The following is an 18,769-nucleotide window of genomic DNA, read 5'->3' as shown; positions in this document are numbered from 1 at the left end:
GCAACAAATATGGGCAGATACTCGCATTTATCTATTGATTATTGCAACCTATACTTAACTCACTTTTTGCAGCAGCTGCAAATCAATGAATGCTAAATCGAACCTTTTACTCTTTCACCCTGTGACTATAAGTGAGCCCCAAATGAACACATCGACCTATGCAATACGTAACACAGTTAACGCCACATTGAAGGCCTCGTCTAAAATCAGCCTAGCCGCCACCTTGTTGCTGGCAGGGCTTAGCGCGGTCAATGCTGCGCCATTGCAAGTGAGCCATTTTAATCCGGGCGAAAACAGCATCTTTGCCGTGTCATCGAGCTTTATCAGCGGCGAACACGAAATGATGCTAGTCGATGCGCAATTTCAAAATAACGATGCCCAAACATTGGTCGACACCATTAAGGCCAGCGGTAAAAAGCTGACTCAGGTGTATATCAGCCATAGCGATCCTGATTTCTATTTCGGTTTAGCCGTGATTAAAAAGAATTTCCCCGATGCACAAATCATCGCGACTCAAACCACAGTCGATGCGATTAAAGCCTCAATGGAAGGCAAACTCGCCTACTGGGGACCGATTTTAAAAGATAATGCGCCAAGCGAATTAGTGTTACCTAAGGCGATTCACAGTGACACTTTTACTATCGACGGTGAGCAAGTGATTATCAAAGGTTTTAATGATAAACACCCTAAACACACTTTCCTGTGGGTGCCATCGGCAAAAACCATAACAGGTGGCGTGGAAGTATTTGATAACACGCATGTTTGGATGGCTGACACTCAAACTGCCTCTGAGCGTCAGGAATGGTTAACCCATTTAGATGCAATGGAAAAACTGCTGCCAACCACAGTGATCCCAGGGCACTATTTAGGCAAAGCGCGATTTAATACCCACGCCATCGGTTTTACCCGTGAATATGTAAAAGCCTTTGAAATCGCGGCAAAAGCCTCGAAAGATTCAGCCGAATTAATCCAAAAGATGCTGGCGCTATACCCACAAATGCCAGCCGATGCAGGGCTTGAGATCAGTGCCAAAGTTTACATGGGCGAAATGACCTGGCCTATGTAAGCCCAGCCATATCTATCTAGGCGATTAGATACAAGCAGTTAAGTGCAAATAGTTAAAGACAGGCACGTGAGCGATTGTGTGCCATTTTTTAGCTAAATAACGGTACCAACCTAACTATTTTAATCGATGTTCTCAAAGGGCTTAAGTCGCTAATGTCGCGACGAACTTTAGCCAAAAGGTTTAACTATGACTCAGCCAACAACTCATCCAACTAGCACAACCAGCAGCACAGCAACGGCCAAAGAGCGCACTCTGCACGCCATTATCGACCCTTTATGTGGTTGGTGTTATGCCGCAGCGCCTTTACTCGATGCCGCTGCAAAAGCAGGCTTTACCATTAAGCTCCACGGCGGCGGTATGCTCACGGGCCCAAGACGTAAACAAATCGATGCTAACTGGCGCGACTATGTTATGCCCCACGATCTGCGTATTGCCGAGCTAACTGGACAACCTTTTGGGGAAAACTATTTTGATGGTCTGCTGCGCGATACCACAATCGTACTCGACTCGGCGCCTCCTATTAAAGCCATGCTCGCAGTCGATGCTATGGGTGGCGACAGTTTGGCCTATCTACACTCAGTACAACTGGCCCATTACCGTGATGGTCACAGCGCCAGTGATGAAGGTAATCTCGCAAGGTTAGCCGCTGAACTTGGGCTCGACCCTATAGGCTTTGCGCAGCATTATGCCCAAGGTGAAGACAAGCTATATGAGCATATTGTTGAATCCAGAGCATTACTGAATCTGATGGGTGCCCAAGGCTTCCCTTCAATGGCTATAGAGGATGACAGCAACATCACCGCCATTAATATCAACCGCTTTTATGGCCAACCCGCCCAGTGGTTAAGCCATCTTGAAGCACTGTTTGAGTCGTAATCATGCCAACGCTTAATGGTGTTCCAACAAGCTCTTTAGTGAGTGAGCCTGCTCAGTTAAATCTTATCGAAACAGCAAGGCAAACTGATGCGAATCTTGCACTTGTCAAAAGTACTTACGAGGGACATAGCTCAGCCGAAAATGCTAAAAATCTTGAGCATGCACTGGCAAATGACGCACGCTGGACAGAGGCGGTAGGTTTTCCCTATGCGGGCACTTACATAGGTTTTAGCGCGATAGCCGCCAATGTGTTCGCCCGCCTCGAAAAAGAATGGGATAACTATCGCGTCGATATAGAAGACTATGTAGCCCAAGGCGATAAGGTTTTTGCCTTCGGCACTTATTCAGGAACCTATGTCAAAACAGGCAAACATTTTAGCACCCGAGTCGCCCATTTATGGAAGATACACAGCGGCAAAATCGTCAGTTTCGAGCAGTTTGTTGATAGTTATACCGTCGTCAATGCCATGTAACTGCCAATACCATGTAAAGACAGTCATGCACTATAGACATGCAATGATGGAATAACTGAATAATGAGGCGGGCAAGTTTAATTTAGCCCGCCTCACGACTTGCCGATGATAAGCCTTATCCGTATGATTTAGTATTTTCAATAGGTTGAGCACTTGACATTAAGTACTTAAGATTAAGCACTTGCGATTAAGCGTTTGGATTAAGCGCTTGAAATTGAATTCATCAAGCTGCACGTTCGAAGACTCATCAACTTAAGTGTCTAAAATGACAAAATAAATAACTAAAACAAGAACAAGGATGCGGTCTAATGCAAATCAATTCGATGCCAGTCGGGGCTCACCCAATCATGCTATCTATGACGCGACTTAGCCGAGCCAGCCAATGGATACTCAAGCAACAGAGAAAATTCACGCCCCTGTTATGGCTTGTCACCGCACTCCCCTTTACCTCACTTGCGTTAACCTCACTGACGGCCAATGCAAGTGAAACTGATACAGAGTTAAAAATTCAAGAAAGCAGCATCACCGATGGCCCTTATGTGTTTTTAGATGATGCTCAAAAAGACACAGCCTATTGGATTTGCCAAAGCGAGCTAAAACAAACACCGATTGCGAAGGCGCAGTTAACTCGCCCTGCCAGTTGCGGTGAATTACCCCAACCGCACCTTCATACACAAGCTGTCACGGTTGAGCCAGATACCTTCACCCATGTCAGCAAAATTGTCGCCCTTAGCGATGTACACGGCCAGTTTGATGTAATGATTAACTTGCTAAAAGCCCATCAGATTATCAACAAAGATAACCACTGGGCCTTTGGTGACGGTCATATGGTGATGACGGGCGACATGTTTGACCGTGGTCATCAAGTCAATGAAGTATTGTGGTTTTTATATTCCTTAGACCAAGAAGCCCAAGCTGCGGGCGGACGCTTACATCTACTCATGGGCAATCACGAGCAAATGGTGTTTCGCGGCGACTTACGCTACGTCAACGAACGCTATCAAGTCTCGGCAGATTTACTCAAACGCAGCTACGATGCTCTCTACAACAAAGACACCGAAATAGGCCAATGGCTTCGCAGCAAACATACCTTAGTCAAAATCAATAATATCTTGTTTATGCACGGCGGTATCAGCCCTGAATGGGTCGAGCGTAAATTACATATCAGCGATGCTAACCAACTATTTCGGCAGCATTTAGATGATAAAAAAGCCGATTTGAAGCAAGACGATTTACTCAACTTTTTGTTTTTTACCAATGGTCCAACTTGGTATCGTGGCTACTTTAAAGATGAACTGAAAGAGTCGGATATCGATAGCATACTGAGCTATTTCAAGGTCGATCATATCGTCGTAGGGCACACATCGCAGGAACAAGTTCTTGGGCTTTATCATAATAAAATCATTGCGATAGATAGCAGCATTAAGAATGGTAAATCCGGTGAGCTGTTACTTATCGACGCTGGAAAACTCCGCCGAGGTTTGTATCAGGGTGAGCAGGTTTCGCTATAACCTGCCTCACTACTATCTTTTGCCCCAATACGTGAATGAGCTAGCGCCTTAATCCATGAATGTGCTGGGGCAATAAGGCATGAATGAGCAAGGGTAAAACGGGCGCCCGCCATGGCTCTAAATCGGCATAACGCTCAATCGTATGGCGCTCAATATGCACTCATCTTTATATCCATAAGTTCGCCTGTTCTAATTAACTCTGACTATACTCAAGCCAAGTGCGACTCACCTAAGTGCTGGAGTAGAAATGGGGAAGAAATTACTCACATTATCTAGCTTTTGCTTGTTTCTATTCAGCTTCTATCCCCCTCTGCATTTGCGGGCAGGGAACTCCAATTAGTCGCCACTAACTATCCTCCTTTTTATGCCGATGCTTTACCTGAACAGGGCGGCGTTGCGCAAGTCGTCAAAGAAGCTTTTAAACGCAAAGGTTACACTGCCAGCCTCAAGTTTTATCCCTTCGCCCGCGCGGCTTTACTCGTTAAAACTGGCCAAGCTGATGGCATCATTGGGCTCTGGTATCGTAAAGAGCGCGAGCAATGGGCCCAATATTCTGCGCCTATCCAACCCGTACAAATTGTGTTTTATAAACGTAAAGATTCACCGCTGAGTTTCAGTCAACTTTCAGATCTTAAACCTTTCACTATCGGTATAGGTCGCGGTTACGCTAATCCGCCAGAAATCTTCGCCGCGGGGCTCACCACAGAGGAAGGAAATTCGGATGAGATGAATCTCAAAAAGCTATTTTTAAAGCGTATTGACTTAGTCTTGATTGGCCATAACTTAGCGAGGTATTTAATTAAAAAAGGACCAAGTGAATATGAGGGTGCCTTTGAGCAAATCGGCCAACCCATAGCGACTGAGGTATTTCATTTAGGGATCTCTTTGGCTGTGGCAGATCATCCGCAGTTAGTGACGGATTTTAATCAAGGTTTAGAGAGTATGCGCCGCGATGGACGATTAGCGGCAATTTTAAGCCAATATCCTCAGGTTGAAACGACTCAAGCGCCGATTGAAAAGACGCGAACTGAAGTCCATCCCTAAAGTCCGTCCAGCTTTTAAAAAGCAATAGCAGCACAAAAAAACAGCACAATTCTCGTTGAATTGTGCTCAATGCTCAAAAAACACAATTTCTTTCATTTTCGTTCGCTTACCTTTACAAACTTTTACCCAACTGGCGTACGTTATTCACTAGAATAGCGCCATTAGAGCGATTACCTTTTTAAACTGCCTTTGCGCGAGATAATAATTACAATGAAAAAAACCATTATTGCCATTGCCCTGCTTGCGATTATCGCCACAGCGGTGAGTTTTAGTGATGTCCTTCAAGCGGCTAAACCCGAGAACGCGCCACATCTTATGCGTACCGTTCCTGTGGTCACGGGTGAAGTGATTGAATATCCATTAGCGCAATCTATCTCTCTTATCGGCAAACTCGCGGCTGAACGTGCAGTGATCATTGCACCGCAAGTCACAGGTAAGATTAAACAAGTCGCAGTGACCTCAAACCAAGCGGTGAAAAAAGGCCAATTACTGATCGAACTCGATGATATGAAAGCCCAAGCCGCCGTCGCCGAGGCCAATGCTTTCCTCAATGATGAAAAACGTAAACTCAAAGAATTTGAAAAACTGATCAGCCGTAACGCTATTACCCAAACCGAGATTGACGCACAAAAAGCCAGTGTTGATATCGCCCAAGCACGCTTATCTTCCGCCCAAGCAGATTTACATTACCACTCGCTGATAGCGCCTTTTGCGGGTAATACTGGCCTGATTAATTTCAGCGAAGGCAAGATGGTCAGCATGGGCACTGAGTTGATGTCGCTAGATGATTTGTCCAGCATGCGCCTCGACTTACAAGTGCCTGAGCATTTCCTATCGCAACTGAGTATTGGCATGCAAGTATCAGCCACCAGTCGCGCTTGGCCGAATGAAATCTTTACTGGCAAAATGGTAGCTATCGATCCCCGCGTCAATGAGGAAACCTTAAACCTCAAAGTACGAGTGCTATTTGATAATCCGAAGAAACGCTTAAAACCGGGCATGATGATGTCGTCAACCATCACCTTCCCTGCGATTTCAGCACCTATGGTGCCAGTACAAGCTCTTGAATATTCAGGAACTAAACGTTACGTATACGTAGTTAGCGCCGACCACATTGCCCACCGCACAGAAGTGACACTCGGGGCACGTATCGATAACCAAGTCTTAATCGAAAGTGGTTTAAACATAGGTGACAAAGTCGTGGTACAGGGCTTAGTCAATATGCGCGATGGACTGCAAATCAATGAAGTCACGCTCGATGATAAAGCCTCAGCCCGTGCGACAGAGCTTTCAGGTCCTAAAGCAACGGAGACGAAATAATGTGGTTATCCGATGTTTCGGTTAAACGCCCTGTCGTTGCCATCGTTTTAAGCTTACTGCTATGTGTATTTGGCATAGTGTCGTTCACTAAACTGTCGATACGGGAAATGCCCGACGTCGAAAGCCCTGTGGTCACCATCAGCACCAGTTACTCGGGTGCATCGGCGGCGATTATGGAAAGCCAGATCACTAAGACTTTAGAAGATGAGCTAACAGGGATCAGTGGTATTGACGAAATCACCTCGACCACACGTAACGGTAGCTCACGTATCACAGTTAAATTCCTCCTCGGTTGGAACTTAACCGAAGGGGTCAGCGATGTGCGTGATGCAGTGGCCCGCGCCCAACGCAGGCTCCCAGAAGATGCAAAAGATCCCGTCGTCTCAAAAGACAACGGCTCCGGCGAACCCTCTGTCTATGTGAACTTAAGCTCGAGTGTGATGGACCGCACTCAATTAACGGACTACGCCCAGCGAGTACTCGAGGACAAATTCAGCTTAATCAGCGGCGTGAGTTCTATCAGCATTTCCGGCGGCTTGTATAAGGTCATGTACGTCAAGCTCAGACCCGAACAAATGGCAGGACGTAATGTCACCGCCACGGATATTATTAACGCCCTGCGTAAAGAGAACATAGAAACGCCCGGCGGCCAAGTGCGCAACGACACCACAGTGATGTCGGTGCGTACCAAACGCTTGTACTACACGCCGAAAGATTTTGACTATCTTGTGGTGCGTACCGCCAGCGATGGCACGGCTATCTACTTAAAAGATGTGGCGGATGTGGCTGTTGGCGCACAAAACGAAAACTCGACCTTCAAAAGCGACGGCATAGTTAACATCAGTTTAGGCATTATTGCCCAGTCCGATGCCAACCCTCTGCTCGTTGCCAAAGAAGTGCATAAAGAAGTTGATCGCGTACAAGACTTCCTGCCCGAAGGCACTAGCCTAGTGGTCGACTTCGACTCGACCGTATTTATCGACCGCTCGATTAACGAAGTGTATAGCACCCTTTATGTCACAGGCGCCTTGGTCGTACTCGTGCTGTATATCTTCATTGGACAAGCACGAGCAACGTTAATCCCAGCTGTGACTGTTCCTGTATCTTTGATCTCGGCATTTATCGCCGCCAACATGCTAGGTTATTCGATTAATCTACTGACATTGATGGCATTAATTCTCTCCATCGGTCTAGTGGTCGATGATGCGATTGTGGTGGTCGAAAACATTTTCCACCATATCGAAAAAGGTGAAGAGCCCTTACTCGCCGCCTATAAAGGTACTCGCGAAGTGGGATTTGCCGTTATCGCCACTACGGCGGTACTGGTGATGGTATTCCTCCCTATTTCCTTTATGGAGGGCATGGTCGGGCTACTATTTACCGAGTTCTCCGTGATGCTGGCGGTGTCAGTGCTGTTCTCCTCCTTAGTGGCACTCACACTTACGCCTGTACTGAGCAGTAAATTACTCAAAGCCAACGTCAAACCGAATCGCTTTAATCGTTGGGTCGACAGCGGCTTTGCTCGCATGGAAAGCGTTTATCGTGTCGCCGTGACACGAGCGATTAAATTTCGTCTACTCGCACCGCTAGTCATACTCGCTTGTATCGGCGGCAGCGCTTGGTTAATGCAACAAGTACCGTCACAGCTTGCGCCGCAGGAAGACCGCGGCGTGTTGTTCGCCTTTATTAAAGGCGCCGAAGGCACCAGTTATAACCGTATGACAGCCAACATGGACATAGTCGAAGACAGACTCATGCCCTTGCTAGGTAAAGGTGTGCTGCGATCCTTCAGCGTACAAGCTCCCGCCTTTGGTGGCCGTGCTGGCGATCAAACTGGCTTTGTCATCATGCAGCTAGAAGATTGGGAACACCGCGATGTGACTGCGCAACAAGCCCTTGGAATTATTAGCAATGCCTTAAAGGATATCCCAGATGTAATGGTTCGCCCTATGATGCCAGGCTTTAGAGGGCAATCGAGCGAACCCGTGCAATTTGTACTTGGTGGTTCGGACTATGCCGAACTGTTTAAGTGGGCGCAGATATTGAAAGAAGAGGCTAACGCTAGCCCTATGATGGAAGGGGCTGACTTAGACTACGCAGAAACAACACCAGAACTCATTGTTACTGTCGATAAAGAGCGCGCCGCAGAACTGGGGATCAGTGTCGACCAAGTATCGGAAACCTTAGAAGTCATGCTGGGTGGCCGCACCGAAACAACCTTTGTCGATAGAGGCGAAGAATACGATGTGTATTTACGCGGTGATGAAAACAGTTTCAACAATGTCGGTGATCTGAGCCAAATCTACATGCGGTCAGCTAAGGGCGAATTAGTCACTCTCGATACTGTCACCCATATAGAAGAAATTGCCTCGGCACAAAGATTAAGCCACACCAATAAGCAAAAATCGATCACCCTCAAGGCTAACGTCAGTGAAGGTTACACCTTAGGTGAAGGCTTAAAGTTCCTAGACGCTAAAGCCATTGAATTATTACCTAAGGATATTTCGATTGGTTACACGGGCGAATCCAAAGATTTTAAAGAAAACCAAAGCAGTATCTTTATCGTATTTGGTTTGGCTTTACTGGTTGCCTACTTAGTATTAGCCGCACAGTTTGAGAGCTTTATCAACCCGTTAGTGGTGATGTTTACTGTGCCTATGGGCGTATTCGGTGGTTTCTTAGGACTACTGATCACCAGCCAAGGGATCAACATCTACAGCCAGATAGGCATGATCATGTTAATTGGTATGGTGACTAAAAACGGTATCCTTATCGTCGAATTTGCCAACCAATTGCGCGACCGCGGCTTTGAACTCGATAAAGCCATTATCGATGCGTCATCCCGTCGTTTACGGCCAATCCTAATGACAGCCTTCACCACCTTAGTGGGTGCTGTACCGTTAATTTTCTCGACGGGCGCGGGCTCAGAAAGCCGTATCGCTGTAGGTACTGTAGTGTTCTTCGGAATGGCGTTTGCTACCTTTGTGACCTTACTGGTGATCCCCGCCATGTATCGATTAATCTCGGCCACAACGCACTCTCCTGGTTATGTTGAAGCTAAGCTCGAAGCGGCGATTAAAGCGCAAGAGTTAGCGGCCCAAGAGGTGGCCGCAAAGCAGGAACTCGCACCTAAAGCCTAACGCTTCACGCTTACACAAAATGTAGAAATTACATAAAAAAAGCCAAGGTACTTACTATCTTGGCTTTTTTATTTGCGTCTTAAGCGTTTTTTGCTTTATTGGCTAAGCCTAAAAGTAAACCTAAGCCAACGCAAAGCAGTGCACTTAACGTAATCACAATACCTAAATGGTGGATGATTCCCGCGCCGCCTAAACCTAGCCCCAACAGAATATAATAAAATAGTCCGAAGAGTGCGCCAGCAGAGCCCGCATAGGTGCGGTAGTTTGCCAGAGCCGAGCTTAGTATGTTCGGAATTGCGATACCGTAAGCCATTACAATCAATAGCATAGGGGCTAAAAAGTAAACATTATCCAGCCCTATAATGGTCGATTGGATCAGCCAAATGCCCAGTCCACCGACAAGTGCAATAGCACTGGCTAAGCGAACGAGTTGTGCGCTGGTGTGGCCTCGACCCAGCATTATTTTATTAACATAACTACCAAGGAAAGCACCAAAGCCTAACAGTAAGCCACTAGTACCAAACGCGAGTGTCGATAAGCCTTGCGCCTCAAACATAAATGGCGCCAGTGAAAAGTAGCTAAACCACATTAGGTTAAACGCCGCCACCAACAAGCTGCTCTTAATAATCTCGCTGTCGGTAAGCATCTTAATCGCTAACTCGCCTATCGCGATTTTCTGGGTATGTGTGGGTTTGGTTTCGGGTAAAGATTTTACCGACAAAAACAGCAGCACAATTGCAGAGACCATGAGTGCGGCAAACACACCTTGATATCCCCAATACGCACTGAGGATACTGCCCAATAGCAATCCGATGACAGGGCTTATCCCAAGTGACATTCCCATCACAGAAAAGACTTTGGCTAATTCTTCGCCGCTATAACTGTCACGCATCATAGTTTGGGTAATCACAGAACCCACTGCCGCGCCAAAAGCCGACAATATGCGGGCCAGCAACAACAGGCTAAAATCGCTCACCATCAAGGCTAACGCAGAGCCAATGGCATAACATACTAATCCCGCGAGCATAGCTTTACGGCGACCAATAATGTCGGCTAAGCGGCCCCAGCAAAATACGCCGATAGCAAAAGCAATAAAGTACACAGATAAGGTTTGCGATGCGCCAGCAATCGACACTGCAAAGTGTTCTGCAATATTAGGCAACGCTGGGCTATAGATTGTTTCCATAATTTGCGGAAACATCATTAGCAGCACAGCGAGCCCTAAAGGGAGTTTTATATTCATGATTTTTAGTCCATTTCAGCACTCCAACAAATGAGTTGGTTTACCGAAATGTCACTCCATACTTGTAAAAGATGGCGCAGTATAGATAAAATCCAAATGTGACAACTAACAACACTTAGACAAAAAACATCAAAAATAGGACAAGATGGCCTTTATTCAACCCGAACAACTATTTAATCCAGATCTGCTGGATAATCTGGTTATTGGCATTGCCGCCGATATGGGCGAACACGACTCGGGAATGCATCACCACAGGAAGGCGCAACTGCTGTACGCCCCCACAGGCGTGATGAGATTCACCCTAGCCGATACTCAAATGGTGTTACCGCCAACGCGTGCGGCTTGGTTGCCAGCTGGCGTTAAGCACAGCGTCACCATGCGTAATGTGGTTGCCTATCGCTCACTCTACTTTGAACCAGAAACCGTCACTTTATTGCCCGATAAAGTCACTATTTTCCATGTAAATCCGCTACTCAAAGCCTTAATCGACACTATGTCGTTTTGGCCTTGGGACAAACCAAGAAGCACTCAATACAATGCCTTTTTGCTGCTCTGCGAAGAATTGGGCAATGCCACGGAAGAAAATCTGGCTTTACCCCTCCCACAGGATAAACGTTTAACAACCTGGCTAGCGCAACTACAGCAAGATCAAAAACCGCCAGCCAATCTTAAGGATATGGCAGTAGAAATCGGTGCCAGTGAACGCACAATTAGCCGCATTTTTAGCGCGCAGACGGGCATGGCTTATCAAGCCTGGCGCCAGCAATGGCGCTTACTCGCGGCCATAGAACAATTAGCAACGGGAATCTCGGTGGCGCAGGTGGGCTTTAATTTACAATTTTCCAGCGACAGTGCCTTTATCAGCTTTTTTAAGCAATATACTGGCACCACACCGGCACAATATTTCAAATAAGTACTGGCTCGACTGACTTACAATCGTCGAATCGAGCCTTGTCTCATATGCACTTTCATGACGCTAGCTGCGACGTTAAGCTTTCACCGCTGGCGTGGCAGAAGACTTAAACCAAACAAGCGGTTTTTGACGGCGCGTTAACATGTTTCCGAGCGCGACCAGCAAGAGTCCCACGCTTGAATACCAAGTCCACTGATAATCCTCAAACACGCTCGATACACTTAACGCCACCACAGGGGTAATCACCAACAGATACGCAGCGGCATTAGCGCCAATTCGCTCAACCAAGATCAAATAAGCGGTAAAGCCAACCACAGAGGCGATAACGGCTAAGTAGAACAAGCTGCCAAGATAGCTGGTTGTCAGCGGTAAACTAAAGCTTAAATCTTTAAACCAGATGATCAGCAGTAACGCCGCACTGCCATAGCACATGGCATACGCTGTTGAAGTAAAGGGCGACACATTATCGCGCGAGTTGCGCATACTGATCATGTTACCAATCGAGAAAAACCACGTACCTAGCAGCGAAAACAATAAGCCCCACACTAAATTTTGTGACCACTGAGTCGCGAGCAAGTCAGCACCAAAGAGTAAGCTAATGCCCCCCAGACCGACACCGACGCCTAACCAAAAATTACGACTGGTGGGCGTACCGTAAAAAATGCGGCCATGTATCGCATTAAAAATGGGGGCAGTGGCCATAATTACTGCCGTTAAACCGCTCGCAATATAATGGGTTGCGGTATAAAACGCGATAAAGTTCAAACAAAATAGACACACGCCTTGTAGCGCAAACCAAGGATGCTGCCTAAGCTTTACCGCTTGCAGCTTGTTAAAGGCAAAGCCAATGGCGAACATCAAGAGACTCGCAATCGCAAACCGATAGAAAATCGAGACTTCCGTCGCCACCTCACCGTGCTGCCACTTAATGGCAATCCACGAAAAACCCCACACAAAAATCATCAGCAAATACATCACAGCAGCCATAATGAGTCCCCTACATCTTCATAAAATGCTTAATGAGGCAAACTATACAGCGATGGCTTTCGTCCTTATGTCACCATCTTGTTGGCCATAACACGATATTGCGGTTTTAATCGCGAGCGGACGTTGAGCCACGCCCATAAGTGCGATAATTTGGAAAGACAAAATGCTTAGCCAGTGAGATCACTAGGAACCCATGGAGCCCAAATACATCAGTTTTGATAAATCCGCCAAGACCTGTATTCGTAAACAAGCGATTACGGAGGATTTATCTTGGGCCCATTATCAAAATGCGGGCGAACGTCTGTATTACCAAAATGATGCACAACATACGCTGAGCATGTATCTGGATGGCGGCTACGAAACCCACAGAACCGATATCAAGGCCGACTATGGCGCGCCCAGTAAGTTTTGCCTTATGCCCCAAGGCTGCCAAAGCCATTGGCAACTGGGACAACCGCAGCAGTTTATGCATTTGTATTTTAGCGATGAACATCTTAAAAAATTGGCGGTGCGAGTCTTTGATAAAGATCCACGCCAAGTGCGTTTACCTGAGTTGACCTTTGTCGATAATCCGAGATTAGAGGCGCTGTTTCGGCACCAAGTTGCTGGACTCGATTGGCAGACGAGTGATCACCATCTGATGATGGAACAGGTAACCGACACTGTGCTGGTGACTTTGCTGCAAAGTTCAGGCTTTAATTTGTCGGTTGGGCCAATTAAGGGCGGACTCGCACCTAAAGTGGCCAAAGCGATCAAAGAATTTATTCATTGCCATTCCCATCGGCAAATTTACTTGTCTGAGTTGGCCGAGCTCGCCCAACTTAGCGAGTACCATTTTTGTCGCATGTTTAAATGCCAATTTGCGATGACGCCGCAGGAGTATTTGCTACAAGTGCGCATCGAAAAGGTCAAACAAAGCTTGAGTCATTCAACGCAATCCTTGACCGATATCGCCCTCAATAATGGCTTCGCTAATCAAAGCCACATGGGCCGCTACTTTAAAAAGCTCAGCGGCATGTCACCGGGCGAATATCAAAAATACCATAGAAGCTAACATACGCTTTGGGTTCACCATCTCGACGGCTGAACCCAACACTCTAACATCCTTGAAAACCCCATTGCCTCGATATGCTATAGTGCCCTTAATCCCCTAGCCGCTGGAAAACGCCTTGAAAAAAATCGCTTTATTTGTCGATGTACAAAACATCTATTACACCTGCCGCGAAGCCTATGGTCGCCAATTTAATTATCGTAAACTGTGGCAGCACTTAGGTTATGAAGGTGATATAGCATTGGCCGTGGCTTATGCCATCCATAAGGGCGACGATGGGCAATTGAAATTTCAAGATGCACTAAAGCACATAGGTTTTGAGGTGAAGTTAAAACCGTTTATTCAGCGTAGCGATGGCTCAGCCAAAGGCGATTGGGACGTGGGGATCACCATAGATATTATGGAAGCGGCGAGTGAAGTGGATACAGTGATCTTGCTGTCTGGGGATGGCGATTTCGATTTATTACTGCAAAAAATTCATCAAAAGTATGGGGTTGAAACCCAAGTGTATGGCGTCCCTACCCTAACGGCTAAATCCTTAAGGGATGCAGCGAGCCAGTTCCATCCCATAGATGAGGCGTTATTGCTCTAGTCACAAGACAAAAATGCGGCTACTCATCACACTAACAGCATCAAACACCTTCGCCATATTTAAAGGCCACTTTTTGATAATACAAACAACACACTAGTGATAGGTAATATCCGTATACATAGGGGCGAAGCGTTTTAGAAAGGCATTACGGGTCGATAGCGGAATATGTTGCTCTTTCATCGATTCAATCAAATGGCCGACTAAGGCATCGAAATCCGCTTGAGTAATATTCAATCCTCTATGACTGTGCTGCATACTTTCGCCGTGATACACGCAGCCGCCATCGGCAACCAGACAGAAATGTTCAATGGCACGCTCACGAAATAGCGCAATATCTGTCTCTTGAAAGTGATGCACTATGCGTGGATCAGTGGCAATACGTGCCAGCAAACCATCGACTATCGCCGATACGCCTGCGTTACCACCTAAATCTTGGTATAAGGTTTGATGGCTTGCGGTTTGATGACTAGAGTGAGTTTGTGATGCTGAGGTTTCGATCGTTTGCACCGCACAGCCAGTGAAAACAAACGAAGCGGCAAGAGGTAATAGTTTCAACAATAAACGCCTCATAACGCTCCCTCCACCGACAGATACCAACCCCGTTGCTCTTCAAATCCTGCAATACTGCCCAAATTCGCATAGGCCGTCACCACGGAAAGATGCTTATTGATAAACCACGCTAAAAACACATCTTGCCAATCATCCTCACAGGCAAAAGCTAACTCATCGGGTTTCTGGCGATATTCGATACCCAGTGCCACATTATCCGTCAGCAATACCGCGGCAGAGGCTTCGAGCACAAACTGGTAATCATGATTGGCTTGAGTACCAAAACCCAATAAACCCGTTTGATTCGCCTTGGTCACACGCACGGTCCCATTAAGTAACACATTCCGTCCCGCTATCGCATCAAAAAATACTTTGCTGGCAGCAACATACACATCTAAACCCCAATCATCCCGCGCCCCAACCGCCTGAGGAATCGTAAAGTCATCGACTCTTTTATACTGGGCACCTAAGGTAATTTGCGGCATAGCCGTATAAAGCAGCTCTCCGGCAAGCTTGTATTTTACGCCGAAGATATCTTGGCCTAACTCGCCGCCCATAGTATCCAAATCAAAGGTTTGCCGCGCAACGCTCAGCTCGAATCGATTATCAAAACTCAAAGAAGCACCGATCACTTTCAGCGTAAAATCATCGACATAGACACCCGTCGCCATCGCCGTTGCCGACCATTCACCGCTACTGCCATAACCGTTGATCACGGCCCATGGCACTATGCCACCGCCAGCACTGCCTTCAATCATCGTCCCGCCGCCAGTCGCGACCACACGGCTACCTTCAGCAAACGTAGGAACAGTGCCCAATAGTAAAAATAGGCAAGACAAAGCCTTAACATAAGTCCAAGTTAATGAATTCAACTTCAATGCATTTATGGAAATGTTCACTGGATGCTCCGCTCTCATTCTTTCGACGATGAATCGTTAGTCTAGCGTCTTTGCATATTGACTTGAGTAAACGCGCTTATGTATCAGAGGTATTTGGATGGTTAAACGCCTCGAACCACAGATCAAATTCAGCCGCTTTTAAGGGTTTCGAAAACACGTAACCTTGAATGATATCGCAATCAAGATTGCGCAATATCTCAACACCTTCTTGTTCTTCAACGCCTTCGGCTACTACGGTAAAACCTAAGCCATGGATCAATTTAATACTCGTATCGACTATCATCACATCTTGGCTATCCGTGAGCATGTCTTTGATAAAGCTGCGATCAATTTTCACTTCATTAACAGGTAAAATTTTCAAATAGGCTAATGATGAATGACCTGTACCAAAATCATCAATGGCAACAGACACGCCCATGTCACGGAATCGCTGTAATACACTCACCACTGTCAGTGCATCTTTCATCACGGCGCCTTCAGTGACTTCGATACAGAGTGCACCGCTTGGCAGATTATTATCTTTCAGTAAAATGGCGATTTGATTTGGTAAGCGAGTATCGACTAAATCATGGGCCGACAGGTTAATAGCCAGTTTTAGCACTATACCCCGCCGCTGCCATGTCACTAATTGCTGAATTGCCTGCTTCAATACCCACTGGCTAACAATATCAATGTTGCCTGAATTTTCAGCCAGTTGAATAAATTCATCGGGCGGAATAAACCCTAGCGTAGGATGTTGCCAGCGGATCAATGCTTCGGCGCCAGTGCACTGGTTTAGGTGTAAATCCACTTTAGGTTGGAACACTAAATACAATTGGTTTTGCGCTAAACCTATAGGCAAATCACGGATAATCGTCAGCTCACGCTGATACTTTTCATCGGCGCCTTGACGATAACTGACAATACGTTGCTCTTCGAGACAGGCTTGATTGAGGGCAATTTCGGCGCGGCGCACTAACACATCGATATCAGCACCATTACCATCGATTTCAAGTAATCCCGCACGCACGGTAAGAGAGATGTTTGAGCCTTGGATTGGAAATGGCGACTCCAACATATCCAATGATTTCAGCAAATGCTCGGGGCGGATCCCTTGACTGTAAAGGAGTAAAAATGAGTCACCATCTAAACGCGCCAGTAAATCCGGTGTCGGTGCTAATTGCTCTAGGCGACGAGCAAAAAGCAGTAATAAAGTATCGGCGTTGGCAAAACCAATAATATCGTTGATATGGCGGAAATGTTTAATATCTAACAACACCATAGCACCGGATAATTTATCGTTAAGATCCGCCAAATGCTGTTTTGCGGCAAAACGATTGAGTAAACCTGTCAAGCTATCGTGGCGAGATTGGTAGACTAAATCCTTTTCCCGCGCTTCAATATCATCGCGCATTAAGGATAAACTCTTAGCCAACACCCTCAGCTCTGCTGGCGCACCTTGAATATTGGCAGGCTGCTTACCTTGACCGATTTTACGGGCATAATTCACAAGTTGATGCACGGGTTCAGTCAAACTGCCCGACAACCAAATCGCAATCGCAATCGCCAGTGCTAAGGTCAAAGCAAAAATTAGCAGCATATTATTGCGTAGTTGCTGATAACTTTGCTGCCACTTAAGGTTTGATTGATGTAGTAGCGCTAATTGGCTGCCGTTGTGATCATAAAGTTTGATGCCCATAGACAGATGATCTACGGGAATACTTTCACTAGGCATTTTCAGCAAGCTAGGCAATAAGCTCGCCTGCTCAATTACGCTTAACTTTTCATTATCTGATAAGGTTGAAGCGATTTCAGTGCGGCCCGTTGCCTGATTGACAAAACTCACATCGATGCCCGTAATAGCTTTAGCTTGTTGGGCGACCTTCTCATCTAATAGAAACCCCATGCCAACCCAAGCGATTAAGGTCGGTGCCTTCACCGGCTGCAGCACAAACTGATAGCTAGCGTGATCAAAATTAAGGATAGCTAACGCATTATGATTGCTGGTGGTCATATTAAATAAGGATTGAATATCATCCTGAGTGAGTCCGGGCAAACTCGAGGTCAAGAGCTCCCCTTTAGGTGATAACAATACAGCGGCGTCGGCACCAATACGAGAGCCGTGATTAGATAACACTGACTCAATGGTTTCTTGCTCACCAGTAGCAATCGCGCGCTTAAAACCAAAATCGGCACTGAGTACGGACAAACTTTGACTGAGCTGAATACCGCGATTCGATAACACTTCGAGAAACACATTCGCGCCAATATCGAGGCTTTTCTGTTGCTGTAAAAAGTTATCTTTTTCGGTCGCTGTCAACACAGAAAATGCTGTGGCAAATTGCACTAACGTCAGCACAATAAAGAAAACTAAAATCAGCCGAGCGCGAAAACTATTTAGCATGTAATGGCTTACCTTCAGAATCGTAGTGACCAAATCCCGACGGCGGAGCCGACGGTTTAGCTTGACGCTCAATGTCTAAGGGCAGGCTGAGTTGATTAGGACCATTAACTATCAGTAAATCCGTTGGCTCTGATGCCGCCTTCTGCCATGGATGCCAGCGCTTAACTTTATATTGACCGGCGGTAAGTCCCTTAAACTGGATCTCACCTTTTTCGTCCGTCACAGCGACAATAGGGCTATCTGCCACATAGATAAATGCCTGCATATAATCGTGAATATTACAGCCAAGCGCGACCAAACCGGGTTTATCGAACTGAATCGGCGCTTCGGCCTGACCCACATACAATTTAAGTTCGAAAGGTTTAGCTTCTGAAAAAGAATACACATGGTGGCGAGTACGATCTAAGTTGGGAAAATCCACCTTTGCACCTTTAGGCACCGCCAGCACAAAGGGGATAAAGGTTCGATTTTTTTGCGACATTTCATAATGCCCGATAGGTATTGCATTATCGGGCATCACTGCAGGGATCAGCTCCACAACAGTATCGGCAATGGCCTGTTGTTGCAGATCTACTACATTAATATTGAGTTCAGCAGCCATGACTTGAGGCGTGAAATAGATCAAAACGCAAAGTACTAACGCATATAAAACGCGATATAGGATCATCCGTTACCTCGGGCATAGTGATGCAAGGTCAACAAGTACCTTAGCTGAGTTCTGC

The 18,769-nt window shown here is 46.4% G+C and carries 16 protein-coding genes; 10 read left to right on the top strand and 6 right to left on the bottom strand.

What is annotated here, in order from left to right; all coding sequences use genetic code 11:
* Positions 1-142 precede the first annotated feature (142 nt).
* The 7 genes from L5L94_RS06335 (at position 143) to L5L94_RS06305 (ending at position 9,430) form a co-directional block, all read left to right on the top strand.
* Positions 143-1,066, top strand: a complete 924-nt coding sequence (locus tag L5L94_RS06335; protein ID WP_131523577.1) for an MBL fold metallo-hydrolase — start codon at positions 143-145, stop codon at positions 1,064-1,066.
* A gap of 186 nt (positions 1,067-1,252) precedes the next feature.
* Positions 1,253-1,942 carry a DsbA family protein gene (locus L5L94_RS06330; protein WP_263162004.1) on the top strand — a complete coding sequence of 230 codons (690 nt, stop codon included), beginning with the start codon at positions 1,253-1,255 and terminating at the stop codon, positions 1,940-1,942.
* A 2-nt stretch (positions 1,943-1,944) separates the two neighbouring features.
* Positions 1,945-2,415: a nuclear transport factor 2 family protein gene (locus tag L5L94_RS06325; RefSeq protein ID WP_263162002.1), complete on the top strand. Its 471-nt coding sequence runs from the start codon at positions 1,945-1,947 to the stop codon at positions 2,413-2,415.
* Positions 2,416-2,723: 308 nt separating this feature from the next.
* Positions 2,724-3,926: a metallophosphoesterase gene (locus L5L94_RS06320; RefSeq protein ID WP_263161999.1), complete on the top strand. Its 1,203-nt coding sequence runs from the start codon at positions 2,724-2,726 to the stop codon at positions 3,924-3,926.
* 279 nt (positions 3,927-4,205) lie between these two features.
* Positions 4,206-4,970 (top strand): substrate-binding periplasmic protein, encoded by a 765-nt coding sequence (locus L5L94_RS06315; RefSeq protein WP_263161997.1) that lies wholly within the window; start codon positions 4,206-4,208, stop codon positions 4,968-4,970.
* A 210-nt stretch (positions 4,971-5,180) separates the two neighbouring features.
* Positions 5,181-6,290: an efflux RND transporter periplasmic adaptor subunit gene (locus tag L5L94_RS06310; protein WP_028761398.1), complete on the top strand. Its 1,110-nt coding sequence runs from the start codon at positions 5,181-5,183 to the stop codon at positions 6,288-6,290.
* Positions 6,290-9,430, top strand: coding sequence for a multidrug efflux RND transporter permease subunit (locus tag L5L94_RS06305; RefSeq protein WP_263161993.1), 3,141 nt, complete (start codon positions 6,290-6,292; stop codon positions 9,428-9,430). The genes L5L94_RS06310 and L5L94_RS06305 overlap by 1 nt, the downstream gene beginning before the upstream one ends.
* Before the next feature lie 79 nt (positions 9,431-9,509).
* Here L5L94_RS06305 and L5L94_RS06300 read toward each other — a convergent pair whose 3' ends face one another.
* The gene (locus tag L5L94_RS06300) at positions 9,510-10,673 is read right to left on the bottom strand and encodes a multidrug effflux MFS transporter (protein ID WP_263161990.1); all 1,164 of its coding nucleotides are present in this window, start codon (positions 10,671-10,673) and stop codon (positions 9,510-9,512) included.
* A gap of 145 nt (positions 10,674-10,818) precedes the next feature.
* Here L5L94_RS06300 and L5L94_RS06295 point away from each other — a divergent pair, with 145 nt between their 5' ends.
* Positions 10,819-11,586, top strand: coding sequence for an AraC family transcriptional regulator (locus L5L94_RS06295; protein ID WP_219254130.1), 768 nt, complete (start codon positions 10,819-10,821; stop codon positions 11,584-11,586).
* Positions 11,587-11,661: 75 nt separating this feature from the next.
* On the opposite strand, the gene L5L94_RS06290 is transcribed toward L5L94_RS06295, so the two are convergent.
* On the bottom strand, positions 11,662-12,573 hold the full coding sequence (locus L5L94_RS06290; RefSeq protein ID WP_263161987.1) for a DMT family transporter: 912 nt from the start codon (positions 12,571-12,573) through the stop codon (positions 11,662-11,664).
* Positions 12,574-12,766: 193 nt separating this feature from the next.
* On the opposite strand from L5L94_RS06290, the gene L5L94_RS06285 reads away from it, so the two are divergent.
* Positions 12,767-13,627: an AraC family transcriptional regulator gene (locus tag L5L94_RS06285; protein ID WP_263161984.1), complete on the top strand. Its 861-nt coding sequence runs from the start codon at positions 12,767-12,769 to the stop codon at positions 13,625-13,627.
* A gap of 115 nt (positions 13,628-13,742) precedes the next feature.
* Positions 13,743-14,216 carry an NYN domain-containing protein gene (locus L5L94_RS06280; RefSeq protein WP_006082658.1) on the top strand — a complete coding sequence of 158 codons (474 nt, stop codon included), beginning with the start codon at positions 13,743-13,745 and terminating at the stop codon, positions 14,214-14,216.
* Between the two features lie 93 nt (positions 14,217-14,309).
* Here L5L94_RS06280 and L5L94_RS06275 read toward each other — a convergent pair whose 3' ends face one another.
* From L5L94_RS06275 to L5L94_RS06260, 4 genes are all read right to left on the bottom strand, one after another.
* Positions 14,310-14,786, bottom strand: a complete 477-nt coding sequence (locus L5L94_RS06275; RefSeq protein WP_263161981.1) for a group I truncated hemoglobin — start codon at positions 14,784-14,786, stop codon at positions 14,310-14,312.
* Complete coding sequence (locus tag L5L94_RS06270) at positions 14,783-15,664, bottom strand: DUF3034 family protein (protein WP_263161978.1); 882 nt, start codon at positions 15,662-15,664, stop codon at positions 14,783-14,785. Before L5L94_RS06270 ends, L5L94_RS06275 begins: the two co-directional genes overlap by 4 nt.
* A gap of 76 nt (positions 15,665-15,740) precedes the next feature.
* Complete coding sequence (locus tag L5L94_RS06265) at positions 15,741-18,047, bottom strand: GGDEF domain-containing phosphodiesterase (protein ID WP_263161976.1); 2,307 nt, start codon at positions 18,045-18,047, stop codon at positions 15,741-15,743.
* Positions 18,037-18,714 carry a methylamine utilization protein gene (locus L5L94_RS06260; RefSeq protein WP_263161974.1) on the bottom strand — a complete coding sequence of 226 codons (678 nt, stop codon included), beginning with the start codon at positions 18,712-18,714 and terminating at the stop codon, positions 18,037-18,039. The genes L5L94_RS06265 and L5L94_RS06260 overlap by 11 nt, the downstream gene beginning before the upstream one ends.
* Positions 18,715-18,769 lie beyond the last annotated feature (55 nt).

The sequence above is a fragment of the Shewanella sp. SM21 genome, assembly GCF_025654335.1.
Lineage (GTDB): Bacteria > Pseudomonadota > Gammaproteobacteria > Enterobacterales > Shewanellaceae > Shewanella > Shewanella oncorhynchi.
Note: the sequence above shows the minus strand (reverse complement) of the source record. Positions and strands in the feature narration are given on the sequence as shown.